Source organism: Pseudomonas sp. Tn43, from assembly GCF_014192635.1.
Taxonomy (GTDB): domain Bacteria; phylum Pseudomonadota; class Gammaproteobacteria; order Pseudomonadales; family Pseudomonadaceae; genus Aquipseudomonas.
The window spans coordinates 224255-243643 of the sequence record NZ_JACHYG010000007.1; the positions used below are offsets into that span (position 1 = coordinate 224255).

At 59.0% G+C, this 19389-nt stretch carries 19 protein-coding genes; 10 read left to right on the top strand and 9 right to left on the bottom strand.

What is annotated here, in order from left to right:
* Positions 1-10: 10 nt before the first annotated feature.
* Together FHW68_RS19380 and FHW68_RS19385 are read right to left on the bottom strand one after the other, a co-directional pair.
* Positions 11-643 carry a glutathione S-transferase family protein gene (locus FHW68_RS19380; protein ID WP_183682378.1) on the bottom strand — a complete coding sequence of 211 codons (633 nt, stop codon included), beginning with the start codon at positions 641-643 and terminating at the stop codon, positions 11-13.
* A 66-nt stretch (positions 644-709) separates the two neighbouring features.
* Positions 710-1741 carry a LacI family DNA-binding transcriptional regulator gene (locus FHW68_RS19385; protein ID WP_095632123.1) on the bottom strand — a complete coding sequence of 344 codons (1032 nt, stop codon included), beginning with the start codon at positions 1739-1741 and terminating at the stop codon, positions 710-712.
* Between the two features lie 215 nt (positions 1742-1956).
* Here FHW68_RS19385 and FHW68_RS19390 point away from each other — a divergent pair, with 215 nt between their 5' ends.
* Positions 1957-2490: a gluconokinase gene (locus tag FHW68_RS19390; RefSeq protein WP_183682381.1), complete on the top strand. Its 534-nt coding sequence runs from the start codon at positions 1957-1959 to the stop codon at positions 2488-2490.
* A gap of 82 nt (positions 2491-2572) precedes the next feature.
* The gene (locus FHW68_RS19395; RefSeq protein ID WP_095632121.1) at positions 2573-3925 is read left to right on the top strand and encodes a GntP family permease; all 1353 of its coding nucleotides are present in this window, start codon (positions 2573-2575) and stop codon (positions 3923-3925) included.
* A gap of 168 nt (positions 3926-4093) precedes the next feature.
* On the opposite strand, the gene alaC is transcribed toward FHW68_RS19395, so the two are convergent.
* Positions 4094-5311, bottom strand: coding sequence for an alanine transaminase (alaC, locus tag FHW68_RS19400; RefSeq protein ID WP_095632120.1), 1218 nt, complete (start codon positions 5309-5311; stop codon positions 4094-4096).
* A 138-nt stretch (positions 5312-5449) separates the two neighbouring features.
* Between alaC and FHW68_RS19405 the strand changes: the two genes are divergently transcribed.
* From FHW68_RS19405 to FHW68_RS19415, 3 genes are all read left to right on the top strand, one after another.
* Positions 5450-6112 (top strand): LysE family translocator, encoded by a 663-nt coding sequence (locus FHW68_RS19405; RefSeq protein WP_183682384.1) that lies wholly within the window; start codon positions 5450-5452, stop codon positions 6110-6112.
* A 66-nt stretch (positions 6113-6178) separates the two neighbouring features.
* Positions 6179-6667: a GyrI-like domain-containing protein gene (locus FHW68_RS19410; RefSeq protein ID WP_095632118.1), complete on the top strand. Its 489-nt coding sequence runs from the start codon at positions 6179-6181 to the stop codon at positions 6665-6667.
* Positions 6668-6764: 97 nt separating this feature from the next.
* Positions 6765-7253, top strand: coding sequence for a GNAT family N-acetyltransferase (locus FHW68_RS19415; RefSeq protein ID WP_095632117.1), 489 nt, complete (start codon positions 6765-6767; stop codon positions 7251-7253).
* Between the two features lie 45 nt (positions 7254-7298).
* Here FHW68_RS19415 and FHW68_RS19420 read toward each other — a convergent pair whose 3' ends face one another.
* From FHW68_RS19420 to FHW68_RS19435, 4 genes are all read right to left on the bottom strand, one after another.
* On the bottom strand, positions 7299-9131 hold the full coding sequence (locus tag FHW68_RS19420; RefSeq protein ID WP_095632116.1) for an ABC transporter ATP-binding protein: 1833 nt from the start codon (positions 9129-9131) through the stop codon (positions 7299-7301).
* A gap of 93 nt (positions 9132-9224) precedes the next feature.
* Positions 9225-9782: a peptidylprolyl isomerase gene (locus tag FHW68_RS19425; protein ID WP_095632115.1), complete on the bottom strand. Its 558-nt coding sequence runs from the start codon at positions 9780-9782 to the stop codon at positions 9225-9227.
* 3 nt (positions 9783-9785) lie between these two features.
* Positions 9786-10589: an alpha/beta fold hydrolase gene (locus FHW68_RS19430; RefSeq protein WP_183682387.1), complete on the bottom strand. Its 804-nt coding sequence runs from the start codon at positions 10587-10589 to the stop codon at positions 9786-9788.
* A 14-nt stretch (positions 10590-10603) separates the two neighbouring features.
* Entirely contained in the window at positions 10604-11527 is a 924-nt protein-coding gene (locus FHW68_RS19435) for a LysR family transcriptional regulator (protein ID WP_008069097.1), read from the bottom strand.
* A 49-nt stretch (positions 11528-11576) separates the two neighbouring features.
* Between FHW68_RS19435 and FHW68_RS19440 the strand changes: the two genes are divergently transcribed.
* The 3 genes from FHW68_RS19440 (at position 11577) to FHW68_RS19450 (ending at position 13999) form a co-directional block, all read left to right on the top strand.
* Positions 11577-11906 (top strand): 3-phosphoglycerate kinase, encoded by a 330-nt coding sequence (locus FHW68_RS19440; RefSeq protein ID WP_095632113.1) that lies wholly within the window; start codon positions 11577-11579, stop codon positions 11904-11906.
* A 286-nt stretch (positions 11907-12192) separates the two neighbouring features.
* A complete protein-coding gene (locus FHW68_RS19445) occupies positions 12193-12792 on the top strand; it encodes an FMN-dependent NADH-azoreductase (RefSeq protein ID WP_183682389.1) in 600 nt (199 codons plus the stop codon).
* Between the two features lie 343 nt (positions 12793-13135).
* Positions 13136-13999 (top strand): carboxylate/amino acid/amine transporter, encoded by an 864-nt coding sequence (locus FHW68_RS19450; protein ID WP_095632111.1) that lies wholly within the window; start codon positions 13136-13138, stop codon positions 13997-13999.
* A 120-nt stretch (positions 14000-14119) separates the two neighbouring features.
* On the opposite strand, the gene FHW68_RS19455 is transcribed toward FHW68_RS19450, so the two are convergent.
* A complete protein-coding gene (locus FHW68_RS19455; RefSeq protein ID WP_095632110.1) occupies positions 14120-15418 on the bottom strand; it encodes a mechanosensitive ion channel family protein in 1299 nt (432 codons plus the stop codon).
* A gap of 191 nt (positions 15419-15609) precedes the next feature.
* Here FHW68_RS19455 and FHW68_RS19460 point away from each other — a divergent pair, with 191 nt between their 5' ends.
* Complete coding sequence (locus FHW68_RS19460; protein ID WP_183682393.1) at positions 15610-16956, top strand: DEAD/DEAH box helicase; 1347 nt, start codon at positions 15610-15612, stop codon at positions 16954-16956.
* 126 nt (positions 16957-17082) lie between these two features.
* Here FHW68_RS19460 and FHW68_RS19465 read toward each other — a convergent pair whose 3' ends face one another.
* The gene (locus FHW68_RS19465) at positions 17083-17358 is read right to left on the bottom strand and encodes a hypothetical protein (protein ID WP_095632108.1); all 276 of its coding nucleotides are present in this window, start codon (positions 17356-17358) and stop codon (positions 17083-17085) included.
* Between the two features lie 300 nt (positions 17359-17658).
* On the opposite strand from FHW68_RS19465, the gene FHW68_RS19470 reads away from it, so the two are divergent.
* Complete coding sequence (locus FHW68_RS19470) at positions 17659-19365, top strand: ShlB/FhaC/HecB family hemolysin secretion/activation protein (protein WP_183682396.1); 1707 nt, start codon at positions 17659-17661, stop codon at positions 19363-19365.
* Positions 19366-19389: the final 24 nt, after the last annotated feature.

Consider the following 19389-nt stretch of genomic DNA (forward strand, 5'->3'; position numbering starts at 1 on the left):
GGATTTGGCGTTATGGCACGCCGTTGCAAGCGTGTTCCATAAACCCCGGCCGCAGCGCCAGTCGCTGGCAATAGGCGTCGACGGCGGGGTAGTCCGGGCGATCCATCGGGGTCATCCGCCAGCGATTGACCGACAATCCGATGAGGATATCGGCCAGTGTGAACTGCGATCCGGCGACATACGCACCGGTCGTTGCGAGTTGCTGTTCGAGGATGCCCATTTTCGCGTTCCAGCCGCGAATGCCATCGGCAATTCGCTGCGTGTCCTGGAAGTTCGGCAACTGCCGGACCAGCGCAAAAAATGCGTAGCCCCACGAGGGGTTGAGTTCGGTGGCTTGCCAGTCCATCCACTGCTCCACGCGAGCGCGGGCCGCCGGTTCGACGGGTAACAGGTCAGTGTTCTGGTGTTTACCGGCCAGGTACCGGCAAATGGTATTGGACTCCCACAATACGCCGGCCTCGTCGATGAGCACCGGCACCTGTGCGTTGGGGTTGAGCTGGAGAAATTCCGGGCGCTGGGTCGATGCGAAACCGCTGCCCCAGTCTTCGCGGTCGTACGACACGCCCAATTCGTCGCAGGTCCACAGGACTTTTCTGACGTTGATTGATGAGGCCCGACCCAAAATCTTCAGCGCATGTCCCATTGAGCTTCTCCGTTTGCTGTTCCAGGTATCGGAATCTAGCACGCGGAGCGTGGGAATGGTCGTGCGTCAGGTGCTCTCGCGCACCTTCAATTCAAACCCCATATCCTGCACCGGCCTGGTCACGGAATTGCCGGCCAGCAAGGTCAGCATCAGCTCTGCGGAGCGACGGCCAATGGCTTCGCGCGGGGTGCTGATGCTGCTCAGGCGCGGAACCATGTGTTCGGACATGGGCAAGTCGTTGAATCCGAGAATCGCCACTTGTTCGGGGATCTTGATCCCGCAGCGCAGAGCTTCCAGCAGGGCGCCCTGAGCCAGGTCGTCGTTGCCGAAGAAGATGGCATCGACCTGCGGATGACTGGCCAACAATTGCAGGAACAACTCGCCTCCCAATCCGACGGAGGAGGGGCGCGGGGTCAGCACTTCGAGGTCCGGGCTATACAAACCGGCCTTTTGCAGCGCGCGGCGGAAACCTTCGCCGCGCAACAGCGTGCGCTGATCCAGTTGTGCGCCAATGTAGGCCAGATGTTTGCGGCCGCGGGAGAGCAAATGCTCGGCCGCGGTTTCGCCGGCGGCGACTTGTGAAAAGCCGACGCAATTGAGCCCGGCCGCGCTATCCAGTTCCATCATGTAGACGCAGGGAATATTGCTGGCCTCGATCATTCGCCGCGAACTTTCGGTGCGGTCGAAACCGGTCAGTAACAGGCCGCGAGGCTGATAAGCCATGTAATTGCGCAGCAGGTTTTCTTCTTCGTCGCGGGAGTAATGGAAGTTGCCGATCAGCACTTCGAAGCCCTTGGGGCGCAAAACCTGATGAATGGCTTCCAGCGTGTCGATGAACAGCAAGTTGGACAGCGACGGCACCAAAACCACCACGGAATGGCTCTGGGCCGAGGCCAGGGCGCGGGCGGCGGGGTTGACCACGTAGTTCAGGTCGAGGGCGGCCTTCTGCACTTTTTCCACCAGTTCGGTGGCCACCGTGCTGACGCCGCGCAACGCGCGGGACGCTGTAATCGGGCTGACACCGGCCAGGCGTGCGACTTCGTTGAGGGTAGGGCGGCCAGTGGTGCGAGTATTTTTATCGTTTTTAGGGGTATTCATCGGACGGCTTGCCAAACAAAATTCAAGGCACTAAGGTAGCGCTGTCTCGATGCAGCTGCAAATGCGTTAACGAGGTTTGCCTGATCCTCGTTTTTTGGCCTCGAGAACGAACATGCTGCAACCCACAAAAATGACAAGAAGGCGTCGGCAACTTCTGCTTTTGCACTTGAGTCTCACGTAGCAAAGGTAGCGCTGTCTGCGCGCTGAGGTGTTACATGAATCATCCCATCACCGCCCTGGTCATCATGGGCGTTGCCGGTTGCGGCAAGACGTGCGTTAGCCAGGCCCTGTGCCAGCTCAGCGGCGCGACCGCCATTGAAGGCGACACTTTCCACCCTGCCGCCAATATCGAAAAGATGAGCGCGGGTATCCCCCTGAACGACGAAGACCGTGCCGGCTGGCTCGACAGCCTGTGTGATGAGCTGCGCCGTGTCGATGCCAAGGGGGAACGCCCGGTGCTGACGTGCTCTGCCCTCAAACACAGTTACCGCGAACGCTTGCGCAGTGCCTTGCCGGGCCTGGGCTTCGTTTTTCTTGAGCTGAGCCCTGACGTTGCCGCCGATCGTGTGACTCATCGGCCGGGTCACTTCATGCCGTCAACCTTGATCGACAGCCAGTTCGCCACACTTGAATCGCCCGTTGGTGAGCCCCTGACCCTGGCTCTGGATGCGTCCAGCCATAGCGTCGATGAGTTGGCTGCTCAGGCCCACCGTTGGTGGCTCGATCACGGCTTGAAACTCGCCGGTTGATTTTGCTCCAAAAGATAGCGCTGTCCTGACGGCATTTGAATAATCGCTTTCATAACAACAACAAACAACGGAGACACCCCCCATGTTTGGCATGTCCCACGAGTCATTCCTGCTGCTAGACGCAGTGGTCACAGTGATAGGGCTTATCGTCCTGATCACCAAGTTCAAGTTGCACCCGTTCCTCGCTCTGATCATCGCCGCCGCTTTCCTCGGGCTGACGTCCGGCATGCCGATCGGCACTATCATCAAGGCGTTCCAGGATGGGTTCGGTGGGGTACTCGGTTTCGTCGGGATCATCCTGGCGCTGGGCACCATGCTCGGCAAAATGATGGCCGAATCAGGCGGTGCGGATCAGATTGCGCAGACGTTGATCCGCGCCTTCGGCAAGGACAAGGTGCAGTGGGCGATGATGTTCGCTGCGTTCCTGGTCGGCATTCCACTGTTCTTCGAAATCGGCTTCGTGCTGCTGATTCCGCTGGTGTTCATCGTGGCCCGTCGCACTGGCGTGTCGATTATCAAGATCGGTATCCCGCTGCTGGCTGGTCTGTCCGCGGTACACGGCCTGGTGCCGCCACACCCGGGTCCGCTGCTGGCCATCGGTGTGTTCGGTGCCGACATCGGTAAAACCATTCTGTACGGCCTGATCGTTGCGCTGCCAACGGCCATCATCGCTGGCCCGATCTTCGGTACGTTCATTGCCAAGCACATTCCCGGTCATCCGAATCAGGAGCTGGTAGATCAACTGTCGCGCGAGACGGATTCGGCTGAACTGCCGAGCTTCGGCATCACGCTGGTGACCGTGCTGCTGCCGGTGTTCCTGATGTTGCTCAAGACATTTGCCGACGTGGTGCTGCCCGATGGCAACATTTTCCGCGCTTTCATGGACCTGATCGGTCACCCGATTTCGGCGTTGCTGCTGGCATTGCTGCTGTCGCTGTATACCTTTGGCTACAAGCAGGGCATCGGTTCCAATCAAATGATGAAATGGCTGGATGCCAGCCTTGCGCCGACCGCCGCGATCATTCTGATCATCGGTGCCGGTGGTGGCTTCAAGCAGATGCTGGTGACCAGCGGTGTGGGTGACGTGATCGGCCACATGGCGGTGAACGCACAGATTTCGCCCATCCTGTTGGCCTGGCTGGTGGCGGCGGTGATCCGCATCGCGACCGGTTCGGCCACCGTGGCGACCATCACTGGCGCGGGCATCGTGGTGCCGGTGGTGGGGATGATTCCGGGCGTGAACCGTGAGCTGCTGGTACTGGCTACCGGTGCCGGTTCGTTGATCCTGTCCCACGTCAACGACGCCGGTTTCTGGCTGGTGAAGCAGTACTTCAACATGACCGTAGCGGAAACCTTCAAGACCTGGACCGCGATGGAAACCATCCTGTCCGTGGTAGGCCTGGGCTTCATTCTGCTGTTGTCGTTGTTCGTCTAAGCACACTGCACTGATCGTTCCCATGCTCCGCGTGGGAATGCATCCCGTGACGCTCCGCGTCACAGTGGACGCGAAGCGTCCATGGCGGCATTCCCACGCAGAGCGTTGGAACGATCAAGCAAAAAAAAACCGCAGCAATGCGGTTTTTTTGTGGGAACGACCAATGTGTCAGGCGTTGGTTTTCTGAACCAACCCATCCGCCCGAAACATCCCGCGAATGCCGCGCACGGCCTGACGAATCCGGTCCTGGTTTTCGATCAGCGCGAAGCGCACATGATCATCGCCATACTCGCCAAATCCCACGCCCGGCGACACACAGACCTTGGCCTCGGCCAGCAGTTTCTTGGCGAATTCCAGCGAACCCATGTGTGCGTAAGCCTGGGGAATCTTGGCCCAGACGTACATCGACGCTTTCGGGTTTTCGACCATCCAGCCCAGTTCATGCAAGCCTTTGACCAGCACGTTGCGACGCTGCCGATACTGCTCGGCGATGTCTTTGACGCATTGCTGATCGCCTTCCAGTGCCGCGATCGCCGCGACTTGCAACGGGGTGAACGTGCCGTAATCGTGGTAGCTCTTGATCCGCGCCAGGGCGTTGACCAGTTCCGGATTGCCGACCATGAAACCGATGCGCCAGCCGGCCATGTTGTAGCTCTTGGACAGGGTGAAAAACTCCACCGCGATGTCCTTGGCGCCGGGCACTTGCATGATCGACGGGGCTTTCCAGCCGTCGTAGACGATGTCGGCATAGGCCAGGTCATGCACCACCAAAACATCGTATTGCTTGGCGAGGGCGATCACTCGCTCGAAGAAATCCAGCTCTACGCACTGGGCGGTGGGGTTGGACGGGAAACCGAGGATCATCATTTTCGGTTTCGGAATCGAGCCGCGAATCGCCCGTTCCAGCTCGGCGAAGAAGTCCACGCCAGGAATCAACGGCACCGAGCGCACCTGGGCGCCGGCAATCACGGCACCGTAGATGTGAATCGGATAGCTGGGGTTCGGCACCAGCACCGTGTCGCCCTGATCGAGGGTGGCCAGCATCAAATGCGCCAGACCTTCCTTGGAACCGATGGTGACGATGGCTTCGGTTTCCGGGTCGATGTCGACTTCGTAGCGATCCTTGTACCAATTGGAGATTGCCCGGCGCAGGCGCGGAATCCCTTTGGATGTGGAATAGCCGTGGGTGTCTTCACGCTGGGCAACCGTAACGAGTTTTTCGACAATGTGCGGCGGCGTAGCGCCGTCGGGATTGCCCATGCTCAAGTCGATGATGTCTTCGCCACGACGACGGGCGGCCATCTTCAGCTCGGCAGTGATGTTGAAAACGTAAGGGGGGAGTCGATCTATGCGCGCAAAGCGGCGCGGCGAACCTTGTTCGGCCATTGTTGCCTCGGATAACGTAAGCGCCCGGAACCGTCCGAGCGACGCTGGCCACTGCGGTGGCCTGTGGCGGAATGTAAGGGCTGCTGTGGCAGACTGTCCAGCGTCTATGTAAACAAATTTTGCGAAGGAAATCGGTTGATGGAATTTACCAGCGGCTTTTTGCTGAGCCTTTCGCTGTGCCTGGACATCGGCGTGGCCAATATCGCGATGATCACGCTGGCAATGCAGCGCGGCTATTTCCAAGGCTTTGCGCTGGGGTTGGGAACGTGTGTCGGCGACCTGATTTACGCCGTGCTGGCGTTGGCCGGCATGACCGTTTTGCTGCAATACGAAACCGTGCGTTGGGTGCTGTGGATCGGAGGCTCGGCGCTGCTGTTGTATTTCGCGGCGAAGATGATTTATTCGGCGATTCACCATGAAGCGCTGTTGGCGCAGACCGCTGAAGTCGGTCACAACTCCCACCGCAAAGCGTTTTTTCGCGGAATTTTCCTCGCCATGTCGTCCCCCAGCGCCATTCTCTGGTTTGCCGCGGTGGGCGGCACGCTGATCGCCCGTTCCGGCGGTGGTGATACCCTCAGTTCGGCGCTGTTTCTCGGCGGTTTCTTGTGCGCCGGAGTGCTCTGGTGTGTCGGTCTGTGCTTCGCGGCGAGCCACGGCGGCAAATTGCTCGGGGATAAACTACTGCGTTATTCCTATATGGCATCGGCAGCGATCTTCTGCTATTTCGCGGTCTACGTGATTCTATCGGGTTACAACGAGTTCATCGGCCCAGGCGCCCTCGAACAGTTGCATGCCCTGTAACTGGGCGAATCAGGTTTGGCTTCTATACTCCCAGCCGAACCCACCTTTTGTCCCAGGAGTTGAGTCATGGATGAGCAAACAAGCGCCGAGAAGGCCGAGCCACGCTTCGAAAACGGGCACTTCATGCTCATAGCGGGGTTTGGCGGACGATTTACCCAAGAGACGGCCCCAAAGCAAATTCCCAAACTGTGGGCAAAGTTCGTTCCGCACCTTGGCAATGTTCCCGGCCAACAGGGTGAGGTGACCTACGGTGTTTGTTGTAATCCCGACGGCAAGGGTGGTTTCGAATACATCGCCGGTGTCGAAATCAGCAAGCTCGACGACCTGCCCCAGAAGTACCGCTGGATTGAAGTTCAGCCTCAGAAATATGCAGTTTTCGAACATAAGGGGCCTCTGGATACCTTGCCCCAGACCTTTCAATACATCTGGAAAACCTGGCTGCCGAAATCCGGCCGTGAAGCGGCGGATGCGCCGGAGTTCGAACGCTACAGCGATGACTACAACCCGACGCTCAATACCGGCGTGCTGGAAATCTGGCTGCCACTCAAAGCGTAATGAGCGGGTCGAGCGGCGGATCGATGATTCGCCTCTCGATGTCACATTGATGCTGATTTATGATCCCCAACCATTCCCACGCCGACTCCGAGTTGCCATGAACACCGTCATCCGCCACGTCAGTCCCGCTGATCTGGACCGCTGCTACGCCATCGAAACCGTCGCCTACGAAGGCGATGAAGCCGCCACCCGCGAGAAAATCGCCACCCGCATCGCCACTTGGCCCCAAGGATTTATTGTTGCTGAAGTGAACGGCGTTGTAGCCGGTTTCATCAATTCCGGTGCGGCGTTTGAGGTGGAAATGTCGGACGAAGCGTTCAAGGAGCTGATCGGCCATGACCCGGCCGGCCCGCACGTGGTGATCATGTCGGTGGTGGTGCATCCGGACTATCAGGGGCAAGGTCTGGCGAAACGCCTGATGAGCGAGTTCATCCAGCGCATGCGCACACTGAACAAGGCCAGCATCCACCTGATGTGCAAAGAGCGGCACATTCCACTGTATGCCGGATTTGGCTTTGCCTACATCAAGCCTTCGGCGTCGGACCATGGCGGCATGGCGTGGCATGAGATGGTGTTGACGCTGTAACCAGGGGCCGGACCGGATTCAACAGGGCCGGTTTGATGACAAGATTCAATCGATCCCGACAAACCCGCCGGTCTGGTGCTGCCACAACCGTGCATACAAACCGCCATGGGCCAGCAGTTCGGCGTGGCTGCCGGTTTCGGCGATCTTGCCTTTTTCCAGCACCACCAAGCGATCCATTTGCGCGATGGTCGATAGGCGGTGGGCGATGGCGATCACGGTTTTGCCCTGCATCAGGGTTTCGAGGCTTTCCTGGATCGCTGCTTCGACTTCCGAGTCCAGTGCCGAGGTGGCTTCGTCCATGATCAGGATTGGCGCGTCCTTGAGCAGCACCCGGGCGATGGCAATCCGCTGACGTTGGCCGCCGGAGAGCTTCACCCCGCGTTCACCGACATGAGCATCGAAACCGGTGCGACCTTCAGAGTCCGACAGCAACGGGATGAACTCGTCGGCGCGGGCCTTGTGCACCGCTTCCCAGAGTTCGGCGTCGGTGGCATCGGGTTTGCCGTACAGCAAATTGTCGCGGATCGAACGGTGCAGCAGCGAGGTGTCCTGGGTGATCATGCCGATGCGTTCACGCAGGCTTTCCTGGCCGACCTCGGCGATGTTCTGGCCATCGATGAGAATCCGCCCGCCTTGTACGTCATAGAGGCGCAGCAGCAGATTGACCAGCGTGGATTTGCCGGCACCGGACGGGCCGATCAGGCCGATTTTTTCCCCGGGTTTGATCGTCAGGTTGAGGTCGCTGATGATTCCGCTTTTCTTGCCGTAGTGGAAATCGACGTGCTCGAAACGCACCTCGCCACGCGTCACGTTCAACGGCTTGGCCTGCACGCGGTCGGTGATGCTGACCGGCTGGGAAATTGTCTGCAAACCGTCCTGAACCATGCCGATGTTTTCGAAAATGCCCGTCACCACCCACATGATCCAGCCAGACATGTTGACGATGCGGATCACCAGGCCCGTGGCCAACGCAATTGCGCCCACGGTGATCAGCGACTGTGTCCACAGCCACAGCGCGAGGCCGGTGGTGCTGACGATCAGCAGGCCGTTCATGCTGGTGATGGCCACGTCCATGCTGGTGACCACACGGCCGGCCAGTTGGGCTTTTTCGGTTTGTTCCTTGATCGCTTCGCGGGCGTATTGCTGCTCGAAGTTGGTGTGGGCGAACAGCTTCAGGGTGGTGATGTTGGTGTAGCCATCGACGATCCGCCCCATGAGTTTGGAGCGCGCATCGGACGACACCACCGAGCGTTGCTTGACCCGTGGCACGAAGTAGCAGAGGGCGCCGATGAAGGCGGCGATCCAGGTCAGCAGCGGGATCATCAGGCGCCAGTCGGCTTCGGCGAACAGCACCAGGGAACTGATCGCGTAGATCAGTACATGCCATAACGCGTCCACCGCTTGCACAGCCGAATCGCGCAACGAGTTGCCGGTCTGCATGATGCGTTGGGCGATGCGCCCGGCGAAGTCGTTCTGGAAGAAATTGAGGCTCTGTTTGAGCACATAACTGTGGTTTTGCCAGCGGATCAGGCTGGTCAGGCTGGGACTCAAGGTCTGGTGCACCAGCAAGTCATGCAAGCCGACGAAGATCGGGCGCAGGACCAGCGCCACCACCGCCATCCAGGCCAGTTCGATGCCGTGTTCCTTGAAGAAGTCGACGTTGGGCGTGCCTTGGGCGAGATCGATGATGCGGCTCAGGTAGCTGAACAGCGCCACTTCGATCAGCGCGCCGAACAACCCGACGATCAGCAGGACGGCGAAACTCGGCCAGACCTGCTTGAGGTAATAGGTGTAGAAGGGGAGAACCCGATCCGGTGGAGCCACCGTCGGTGCATCGCGGAATATGTCGATCAGTTTTTCAAAACGGCGATAAAGCATCAGTTCTCCGCCCGCGCACGGGCTCTCCTTTAAACGATATGAGCGGCGCCGGAAGAACCGGCGGCCGCTCAAAACTCCCTGTTCAGCTTAGTCTCAGTCGATGCGCTTGGCCGACTTGATGAAGACCGGGTCGGCCGGCACGTCTTTCATGCCGCCTTTGGTGGTGGTCTGGGAGTTGACGATGACATCGACGACGTCCATCCCTTTAACGACTTTACCGAACACGGCATAGCCGTCGCCCTGGTCGAGAAAGTCGTTGTCTTTGACGTTGATGAAAAACTGGCTGGTGGCCGAATCCGGGGCGGAAGTACGAGCCATGGACAGCGTGCCACGCACGTTATGCAGGCCGTTTTTGGATTCGTTCTTGATCGGCGCCTTGGTTTCTTTTTGCTGCATCTGTTGCGTAAAACCGCCGCCCTGGACCATGAAGCCCGGAATCACACGGTGAAAAATCGTGTTGTTGTAAAAGCCGCTGTCGACGTACTCAAGGAAGTTCTTGGTACTGATCGGTGCCTTGACCGGGTCCAGTTCGATTTCGATCTGGCCGTTGGTGGTTTCCAGCAGCACGTGCGGCGCCTTGGCGGGCGTGGCGGCCATCAGGTTGGCGGCAAACAGAACGGAGCCGGCGACGAGGGCGATTTTTTTCAGCATAAGTCAGTGATCCTGAGTAGTGGTGTCGACTGCGGTGAGAAATTCGAGCAGCGTTTGGTTGAAGCGTTCCGGTTGATCCAGCGGGGTGGCGTGGCGCGAGTCGGCAATCACCACCAGCCGCGCATCGGGCAGCAGTTTTACATAGGTTTCTTTCAGTGCGACCGGGGTGTAGTCACGGTCGGCGCTGACGATGAGGGTTGGACAGGACACCCTGGAAAGTCGTTCCTGAACACCCCAGTCAACGATGGCATCGAAGCTGGCGAGATAAGCACGTTTGTCGTTTTTTGCCCAGCGCGTCGCTATTTTTTGTCGTAACGAAGCTTGTTCGGGCTTGGGAAACAGCTTGGCGCCCAAGGCCTTGCCGATGGTGCCCATGCTCAGCGCGCGCATCAGGCTCCAACGCTTGAACCACTGCCAGTAATCGTTACGGCTGCGCCGTTTGACCTCGGGCGCGCTGTTGACGATGCACAGGCTCTTGAGCAGGTGCGGCTGATCGACGGCCAATTGAAAAGCGATCATGCCACCCATCGAAAGCCCCACAAGATGAACGGGACCCAGGTTCAAATGTTCGATCAGCGCGATCAGGTCGGCGCTGAACCCCGCGATGCTGTAGCGCTCGCGGGGTTTGTCGGAGCGTCCGTGGCCGCGCACATCCGGGACGATGACCCGATAGCGGGCCGCCAGCGCCGGGATCTGCATTTCCCAGTCCAGGGTGCTGGAGCCCAATCCGTGAACCAGCAGCAACGGCGTGCCGTGGCCATATTCCTCATAGTGCAGGTTGCAACCTTCATGTTCGAAATAGGCCATACGTACACTCCGTGTCAGGCTTGTTCAGGGGCGGCGAAAGGCGCATCCAGCGGCGCGGTATCAAAGGTACGCAGCAGTTCGATGAGAATCTGCGTCGCCGGGCCCAAGGGTTTGTCCTTGTTCGAATACAGATAGAAGCTCGGATTGCGGCTGCCACCCTGATCCAACGGTAGCACTTTGAGCGTGCCTTCCTTGAGTTCGCGCTCGATCATGTGCCGGGGCAGCCAGGCGAAGCCCAGCCCGCTGCTGACGAAGGTTGCGGCGGTGGCCAGGCTGCCGACGGTCCAGCGCTGCTCGGCGCCAAGCCAGCCCACGTCACGCGGTTGCTGCCGGCCGGAGTCGCGGATTACCACTTGCATCTGGCTTTCCAGGTCCTGGAAGTTCAGTTCGCGGTTCAGGCGATGCAAGGAATGCTCGGGGTGGGCGACCGCAATGAATTCGACGTCGCTCAATTCTGCCCCCAGATAACCGGGAATACTGAAGCCGGTGATGGCCAGATCGGCCACGCCTTCGAGCAGCACTTCTTCGACCCCCGACAACACTTCTTCGCGCAGACGTACCCGGCAGCCACGGCTTTGTGGCATGAACGCGGTCAGTGCGCGGACGAGGCGGGCGCTGGGGTAGGCCGCATCGACCACCAGCCGCACTTCCGCTTCCCAGCCTTGTTCCATGTGATGGGCCAGGTCTTCCAGTTGGCTGGCCTGTTTCACCAGTTGCCGGGAACGGCGCAACAACACGCCGCCGGCCTCGGTGAGCACCGCTTTGCGGCCGTCGATGCGCAACAGCGGCACGCCGAGCTGGTCCTGCATGCGCGCTACGGTGTAGCTGACCGACGATTGCGAACGGTGCAGCGCTTCGGCGGCCTGGGCGAAACCGCCGTGATCGACCACGGCCTGCAATGTTCGCCATTGATCAAGGGTCACGCGGGGCGCTTTCATGTTGAGCTCCTCTTGTCCTAAGCTGGCAGTCCCTATTGGAGGCTGCTGAATGAAAAAACTGTGTGGTGTGATGGCGGGTTGTGCGGTGCTGGCGCTGCTGCCGCTGACGGCGTTTGCGTATCCAATCGACGTTCAAAAGCAATTGAACGGCTTGAGCATCGACTACAACGCGTTTGATACAGATGCCGATATTGCCTCCATTCAGGTGAATAACTACGGCAGCACCGATGCGATCTGTAAGGTTGTTTTCAATAATGGCCCGGAAGCGCCGCGCAACCGCACAATCGAAGTGCCTGCCGGTAAACACAAAAACGCCACCGCCAAGTTCACCCGCACCATCATCAAGATGCGTATCAACCTGACCTGCACCCCGAAATGACAGCGAGCGGCTGTGGAAGCCGTGGCGAGGGGGCTTGTCGGAACGCCGCATCGCCCCGTTGGGCTGCGAAGCAGCCCCAAAAAATCTGATATAGCAAAGATCTTGTGAGTGCTTTGCACTCAAACGGGGGCAAGCCCCCTCGCCACAGCGCTCCCACAGAACATGCATCGCTTATAAACGAATTTATCGATGGTTTATAGCAGTTATTTGCGCTTTTTCATCGATATGACTCTGTTTAACCTTCACTCCATCGACCTACAGCATTCTCAGATGGAGGCTACATCCCATGTCCCGCGTTCTGATCATCGAAAGCAGCGCCCGTCAGCAAGACTCGGTTTCCCGCCAGTTGACCCAGACCTTCATCAACCAATGGAAAGCCGCCCACCCGGCCGACCAGATCACCGTCCGTGATCTGGCCACCACCCCGGTGCCGCATCTGGACATCAACCTGCTGGGCGGCTGGATGAAGCCTGCCGAACAACGCAACGACATCGAACAGGCCTCGCTGGATCGCTCCAACTTGCTGACCGATGAACTGCTGGCCGCCGACGTACTGGTAATGGCCGCGCCGATGTACAACTTCGCCATTCCGAGCACCCTCAAAGCCTGGCTCGACCACGTGCTGCGTGCCGGTGTGACCTTCAAGTACACCGAAACCGGCCCGCAAGGTTTGCTCAGCGGCAAGCGCGCTTATGTACTCACCGCTCGCGGCGGCATCTACGCCGGCAGCACCGCGGATCACCAGGAACCGTACCTGCGCCAGGTCATGGCCTTCATCGGCATCCACGACGTCACCTTCATTCACGCCGAAGGCATGAACCTGGGCGGTGACTTCCAGGAGAAAGGCCTGAACCAGGCCAACGCCAAGCTTTCCCAAGTGGCCTGAGCCGTTAATCGCCAGATAATCGCTGGATGGTCTAGTGACCTGGCGCAACCCTTCAAGCCTGTACGCGCATCGAACCTCCCTTTGCACTTGTTGCTCCTGAGTGCTCTAGCCCGATTGAACGCATTGCGAAATCGGGCTTTTTTTTGCCTGGGATTTTGTGAGCGCAACATAAACCTGTGGGAGCGGGCTTGCCCGCGATGACGGTGTGTCAGGCAGCATTGAAGTCGACTGATACACCGCCATCGCGGGCAAGCCCGCTCCCACAGTGTTTTGTGTATTACCTGACTGTTCGCGATGAAGGGCAAAACCCGCTATCGTCGCCGCCATTCGAAATGAGGCGAGCATGGGCTATCTACTTTTTGTCACGCTGATCCAGGCGTTTTCCTTCAGCTTGATCGGCGAATACCTGGCCGGGCATGTCGACAGTTACTTCGCGGTGCTGGTGCGGGTGCTGCTGGCGGGGCTGGTGTTCATTCCGCTGACGCGCTGGCGTCAGGTCGAGCCGGCGTTCATGCGTGGCATGTTGCTGATCGGCGCGTTGCAGTTTGGCGTGACTTACGTCTGTTTGTATTTGAGCTTCCGGGTGCTGACGGTGCCGGAAGTGTTGCTGTTCACCATCCTCACGCCATTGCACGTGACCCTGATCGAAGACGCGCTGAACCGGCGCTTCAATCCCTGGGCCCTGATCGCGGCATTGGTGGCAGTACTCGGAGCGGCAGTGATTCGCTTTGACCGGATCAACCCGGATTTCTTCATGGGGTTCCTGCTGCTGCAACTGGCCAATTTCACCTACGCCGCCGGGCAGGTGCTCTACAAACATCTGGTGGCCCGTCATCCGAGCGATCTGCCGCATTACCGGCGTTTCGGATACTTTTATCTGGGCGCATTGGCGGTGGCGTTGCCGGCGTTTCTGCTGTTCGGCAAACAGAATTTCCTGCCCGAAGCGCCACTGCAATGGGGCGTGCTGCTGTTCCTCGGTCTCGTCTCGACCGCGCTGGGTTTGTACTGGTGGAACAAGGGCGCGTGCCTGGTGAATGGCGGGACGCTGGCGGTGATGAATAACTTGCATGTGCCCGTGGGATTGCTGGTCAACTTGCTGATCTGGAATCAGCATGAAGAGCTGGGGCGGTTGTTGTTTGGTGGGTCAGTGATTCTGATGGCGGTGTGGATCAGTCGGTTGGGTGTTCGTAGACCCGCTATCGCATGATCGTCCCCACGCGGAGCGTGGGAATGCATTCAGTGACGCTCTGCGTCACATCCGCGAAGGGACGCGGAGCGTCCCGGGCTGCATTCCCACGCGGAGCGTGGGAACGATCAGTGCTAGCTGCTACATGATGTGTTTTTCGGGGGCAGGGATATGGCTCGCGCCGAGTACTGCCGGAAGCAACCCCGACCGCAAATCCCCACCGCTCGGCTGCTGATAAAGGCTCAAGCCAAACTCCGGCAATACCGCGAGCAGGTAATCGAAAATATCCCCCTGAATCCGCTCGTAATCGGCCCACGCCGTGGTGCGGGTGAAGCAGTAGATTTCCAGCGGGATGCCCTGGGCGGTGGTTTGCATCTGGCGAACCATGCAGGTCATGTTCGGCTGGATTTCCGTATGGTTCTTCAGATACGCCAGTGCATAGGCGCGGAAGGTGCCGATGTTGGTCATCCGTCGACGGTTGGCCGACATCGCCGCGACGTTGCCCTGAGCTTCGTTCCAGGCCTTGAGTTCGGCCTGTTTGCGGTTGATGTAGTCGGTCAGCAGATGCACCTGGGAGAGCTTCAGCTCTTCGTCATCGCGAATGAACCGCACGCCGCTGGCGTCGATGAACAAGCTGCGTTTGATCCGGCGGCCACCGGACTGCTGCATGCCGCGCCAGTTCTTGAACGACTCGGACATCAGGCGCCAGGTCGGGATCGACACAATTGTCTTGTCGAAATTCTGCACCTTGACCGTGTGCAAGGTGATGTCCACCACGTCCCCGTCGGCACCGACTTGTGGCATCTCGATCCAGTCGCCGACCCGCAGCATGTCGTTGCTGGTCAATTGCACGCTGGCGACGAATGACAAGAGCGTGTCTTTGTAGACCAACAGGATCACCGCCGACATGGCGCCCAGACCCGACAGCAGCAACAGCGGCGAACGGTCGATCAGCGTGGCGACAATAATGATCGCGCCAAACACGAACAACACCATTTTCGCCAGTTGCACGTAGCCCTTGATCGAGCGGGTGCGGGCGTGTTCGGTGCGGGCATAAATATCCAGCAAGGCATTGAGCAATGCGCTGACGGCCAGCACCAGAAACAGAATGGTGAACGACAGCGCCACATTGCCGAGGAAGTTAAGGGCGGTTTTGCTCAGGTCCGGTACCAGGTGCAGACCGAACTGGATCATCAGCGAGGGCGTCATCTGCGCCAGGCGATGAAACACTTTGTTGTGACGAAAGTCGGTGATCCAGTGCAACGACGGCTGGCGACCGAGGATTTTGGTCGCATGAAGAATCAGGTAGCGCGCCACTCGTCCGAGCACCAGCGCTACTACCAGCAGCAACATCAGCGCGAGCGTGGAATGCAGGAGCGGGTGCTGATCGAGAGCACCCCAGAGGTCTTGGGCGTGGAGCCAGAGCTGTTTAATATCCATGGGCGAAAACGGTTCTTCTGTAGGATGCGACCGGGTGATTAGAGCATTTAAGACGTTCCGGATGACGTTTTGAGACAAAACAGGCGACAAAAAACCACTGTTTGCAGCCGTTTGTATAAAGAAACTCGGCCTTCGCGCTCGAAACCGTTACCCTATGCAGCTGTTTTTTGTATTTCTTCGAGGTAGCACCCGTGTTTTCCCAATTCGCCCTGCACGAACGCCTGCTCAAAGCCGTGGCCGAGCTTAAATTTGTCGAGCCAACGCCTGTGCAAGCAGCGGCTATCCCGCTCGCGCTCCAGGGGCGTGACCTGCGGGTGACAGCGCAAACCGGTAGCGGCAAAACCGCTGCATTCGTTTTGCCGATCCTCAACCGCTTGATCGGCCCGGCCAAAATCCGCGTCAGCATCAAGACCCTGATCCTGCTGCCGACCCGCGAGCTGGCGCAGCAGACCATCAAGGAAGTCGAGCGCTTCGCTCAGTTCACCTTCATCAAGTCCGGCCTGATCACCGGCGGTGAAGATTTCAAGGTCCAGGCCGCCATGCTGCGCAAAGTGCCGGACATCCTGATCGGTACGCCGGGCCGGATGATCGAGCAACTGAACGCTGGCAACCTGGACTTGAAAGAAGTCGAAGTGCTGGTGCTCGATGAAGCCGACCGCATGCTCGACATGGGCTTCGCCGAAGACGTGCAGCGTCTGGTGGATGAGTGCACCAACCGTCAGCAGACCATGCTGTTCTCCGCCACCACCGGCGGTTCGGGCCTGCGCGAGATGGTCGCCAAGGTCCTGAACAACCCTGAACACTTGCAGCTGAACAACGTCAGCGATCTGAACGCCACCACTCGTCAGCAGATCATCACCGCCGACCACAATCAGCACAAAGAACAGATCGTGAACTGGCTGCTGGCTAACGAGACCTATCAGAAGGCCATCGTGTTCACCAACACTCGGGCCATGGCCGACCGCATCTACGGTCGTCTGGTGGCGCAGGAATACAAAGCGTTCGTGCTGCACGGTGACAAAGACCAGAAAGACCGCAAACTGGCCATCGACCGTCTGAAGCAAGGCGGCGTGAAAATCCTTGTGGCCACCGACGTCGCCGCCCGTGGCCTGGACGTGGAAGGCCTGGACCTGGTGATCAACTTCGATATGCCGCGCAGCGGCGACGAATACGTTCACCGCATCGGTCGCACCGGTCGTGCCGGCAACGATGGCCTGGCCATCTCGCTGATCTGCCACGGCGACTGGAACCTGATGTCGAGCATCGAGCGCTACCTCAAGCAGAGCTTCGAGCGCCGCACCATCAAGGAAGTCAAAGGCACCTACGGCGGGCCGAAAAAGGTCAAGGCCTCGGGCAAAGCCGTTGGCGTGAAGAAGAAAAAGGTCGATGCCAAAGGCGACAAGAAGAAAACCGGCGCCAAGGCCCCGACCAAGCGCAAGATCGCCAATCGCCCGAAAACCGACGCCCTGTCGCTGGTCAGCAAGGACGGCATGGCGCCTTTGAAACGCCGCAAGCCGCAAGCGCCGGCGGCTGAATAAGGCGCTGTAGCGTTCCAATAAAAACCCGGACAGTGTCCGGGTTTTTTTACGTCAAAAGATCGCTACACGGGATCCGGCGTTCATCCCGTAGGAGCTGCCGAAGGCTGCGATCTTTTGATCTTGCCATTAACTTTTGGCTTTCTTCTCCGCCGACTCCAGCTCCTTGAGACGTCGATCAATCAACTGACACTCATCCGGCAAATCCTTGCTGGCGGTGTCCAGATCCATTCTCTGTAACTCTTTGTTGATCTCCTTGGCCTTTTCCGGGTTTTGCTCCGTGATCTTGGCGACTTCCCGGGCCAATTGTTCGCGCTTGGCGGTGGCTTCATCAGGAGGGCAGGCCCAAACGGGAAGGGCGCAGGTGAGGGTGGCGGCAAGGGTGAGCGTCATTAAAGGTTTCATATCAGGGGCCTTGGATTCCGTGTTGGGCGGTTAAACGGTTGAGGTCACTGGTAGCTGAAAGTTCATCTGTCTGTAGGACGCGTCTCTCTTCGGAAATACCTCGTCAATAGCGGACGTTTTTCGACGCCTGCATCAAGAAATGTCCTGCATTCCTAACGGAAGCAGCTGATTTAACGGTACCCGTTCGTCGCCTAACCTACTCGAAGGGATCCATTATTTGACGTCAGAATGATGGCTCTCTAATATCGCGCCACTATCGCGCCACTATTGCGCCATCACTCTCCATTCAAGGGAACGAACATGTACCCACCCGCCCTCGTGGCGAGGTTGTGCCTGGCTTTGCTGTGCCTTTCTCCGCTGAATCTTGCTCACGCCGCCCCCACCCCCGGTGAAACCGATCTGATCCGCGAACGTCAGGATCGCTTGCTCGAAGAGCAGCGTCGGCGTCTCGAAGAGCTCAAGGAATTACCCGGCAAGGAAGCCAAACCCACGCCACCGACGGCCCCGGCCGACGCCCGTTGTTTCCCGATCAAGGACATCGAACTCAAAGGCGCAGACAGTCTTTCGGACGGCGAAAAAAATCGCCTGCTCAAGCCTTACATCGGTCAGTGCCTGGGTGTCACGCAGCTCAACGAGTTGCTGAAAGTCATCACTGATCATTACATCGAGAAAGGCCTGGTCACGAGTCGGGCCTATTTGCCGCAGCAGGATTTGTCCGGTGGGCATCTGAAGGTGTTGGTGGTCGAGGGCAGGCTCGAAGGATTGAAGGGCGCGGAGGGCAGCAAGCTGTCGGACCGCGAATTGGGGATGGCTTTCCCCGGCAAGAGCGGTGAGCTGGTCAATCTGCGGGAAATCGAGCAGATGGTGGATCAGTTGAACCGCTTGCCGTCGAATCAGGCGCAGATGGAATTGTCGCCGGGCAAGAACGTCGGTGGCAGTGAAGTGTTGGTCAAGAACACCCCGCAGAAACCGTGGCGTGCCGGGTTGTCGCGCAGTAATGACGGCCAGCGCAGCACCGGCGAGCAGCAGTGGGGCACGACGTTTGATTGGGACAGCCCGCTGGGCCTGGCCGATCAGTTGATGCTGCGCGGCGGTCACGATGCGATGACCGATCACCAGCACACCTCCAACAATGCGATGCTCAATTACAGCGTGCCGTGGGGCTGGTGGAATTTCAGTTACACCTACAGCCAGAGCGAGTACCGCTCGCAAGCGCAGGCCAACGGTTTCAATTTCAAGCAGACCGGCGACAGCGAAAACCATCAACTACGCGCCGAGCGGGTGATCCATCGCGATGCCCTGAGCAAGACTTCCCTCAGCACCGGCCTCTCGTACCTGCGCACCAACAACTTCATCGAAGACAGCAAACTCAAGCTGAGCAGCAACCGCATCAGCGAAGCGCAGTTCGGCATCAACCATGGTCGGCGGGTCGGCAGCGCGTTCGTCAACCTTGACCTGGGGATGCAGGAAGGCATCGGCGCGTTCGACGCTCAGGGTAACGGTCACCCGGGCCCCGGCGAGCCGGATGCGCGTTACCGCAAATACACCGCCACCGCGAGCTACTTGCAGCCGTTCAAGCTGTGGGGCGAGTCCTTCAGCTTCAGCAGCCTGATGACCGGCCAGCGCAGCGAAGACGTGCTGTTCAGCCCGCAGCGCACCAGCCTTGGCGGGCAGTCGTCGATCCGTGGTTACAAGGATCAATCCTTGTCCGGCGACAGCGGCGGCTACTGGCGCAACGACCTGCGCTGGAGCCGCCCGGTGACCCTGGAATGGCTGCGCCCGGTGTTCGCCGAATACGGCACCAGCCTCGGCTACGACCAGGGCGTGATCCGTGGAGACCGCTACAACGGCGATCAGCACGGGCGCATGTCGAGCAACTCGCTGGAGCTGTTTGCCCGGGGGCAGCACCTGGCCGCCAGCGTGACTTTTGCCCATTCCCTGGAACGCCCGGACACCCTGACCGAGCGTGAAGCGCCGATCTATTTCCGCGTGGATGTCTTCCTCTAAATTCTGCTTTAACGAGATTCAAAT

What these genes read in the sequence shown, in the direction of transcription:
- FHW68_RS19380 (WP_183682378.1), bottom strand. Translation starts at nt 643, where the DNA reads ATGGGACATGCGCTGAAGATTTTGGGTCGGGCCTCATCAATCAACGTC.
- FHW68_RS19385 (WP_095632123.1), bottom strand. Translation starts at nt 1,741, where the DNA reads ATGAATACCCCTAAAAACGATAAAAATACTCGCACCACTGGCCGCCCT.
- FHW68_RS19390 (WP_183682381.1), top strand. Translation starts at nt 1,957, where the DNA reads ATGAATCATCCCATCACCGCCCTGGTCATCATGGGCGTTGCCGGTTGC.
- FHW68_RS19395 (WP_095632121.1), top strand. Translation starts at nt 2,573, where the DNA reads ATGTTTGGCATGTCCCACGAGTCATTCCTGCTGCTAGACGCAGTGGTC.
- alaC (WP_095632120.1), bottom strand. Translation starts at nt 5,311, where the DNA reads ATGGCCGAACAAGGTTCGCCGCGCCGCTTTGCGCGCATAGATCGACTC.
- FHW68_RS19405 (WP_183682384.1), top strand. Translation starts at nt 5,450, where the DNA reads ATGGAATTTACCAGCGGCTTTTTGCTGAGCCTTTCGCTGTGCCTGGAC.
- FHW68_RS19410 (WP_095632118.1), top strand. Translation starts at nt 6,179, where the DNA reads ATGGATGAGCAAACAAGCGCCGAGAAGGCCGAGCCACGCTTCGAAAAC.
- FHW68_RS19415 (WP_095632117.1), top strand. Translation starts at nt 6,765, where the DNA reads ATGAACACCGTCATCCGCCACGTCAGTCCCGCTGATCTGGACCGCTGC.
- FHW68_RS19420 (WP_095632116.1), bottom strand. Translation starts at nt 9,131, where the DNA reads ATGCTTTATCGCCGTTTTGAAAAACTGATCGACATATTCCGCGATGCA.
- FHW68_RS19425 (WP_095632115.1), bottom strand. Translation starts at nt 9,782, where the DNA reads ATGCTGAAAAAAATCGCCCTCGTCGCCGGCTCCGTTCTGTTTGCCGCC.
- FHW68_RS19430 (WP_183682387.1), bottom strand. Translation starts at nt 10,589, where the DNA reads ATGGCCTATTTCGAACATGAAGGTTGCAACCTGCACTATGAGGAATAT.
- FHW68_RS19435 (WP_008069097.1), bottom strand. Translation starts at nt 11,527, where the DNA reads ATGAAAGCGCCCCGCGTGACCCTTGATCAATGGCGAACATTGCAGGCC.
- FHW68_RS19440 (WP_095632113.1), top strand. Translation starts at nt 11,577, where the DNA reads ATGAAAAAACTGTGTGGTGTGATGGCGGGTTGTGCGGTGCTGGCGCTG.
- FHW68_RS19445 (WP_183682389.1), top strand. Translation starts at nt 12,193, where the DNA reads ATGTCCCGCGTTCTGATCATCGAAAGCAGCGCCCGTCAGCAAGACTCG.
- FHW68_RS19450 (WP_095632111.1), top strand. Translation starts at nt 13,136, where the DNA reads ATGGGCTATCTACTTTTTGTCACGCTGATCCAGGCGTTTTCCTTCAGC.
- FHW68_RS19455 (WP_095632110.1), bottom strand. Translation starts at nt 15,418, where the DNA reads ATGGATATTAAACAGCTCTGGCTCCACGCCCAAGACCTCTGGGGTGCT.
- FHW68_RS19465 (WP_095632108.1), bottom strand. Translation starts at nt 17,358, where the DNA reads ATGAAACCTTTAATGACGCTCACCCTTGCCGCCACCCTCACCTGCGCC.
- FHW68_RS19470 (WP_183682396.1), top strand. Translation starts at nt 17,659, where the DNA reads ATGTACCCACCCGCCCTCGTGGCGAGGTTGTGCCTGGCTTTGCTGTGC.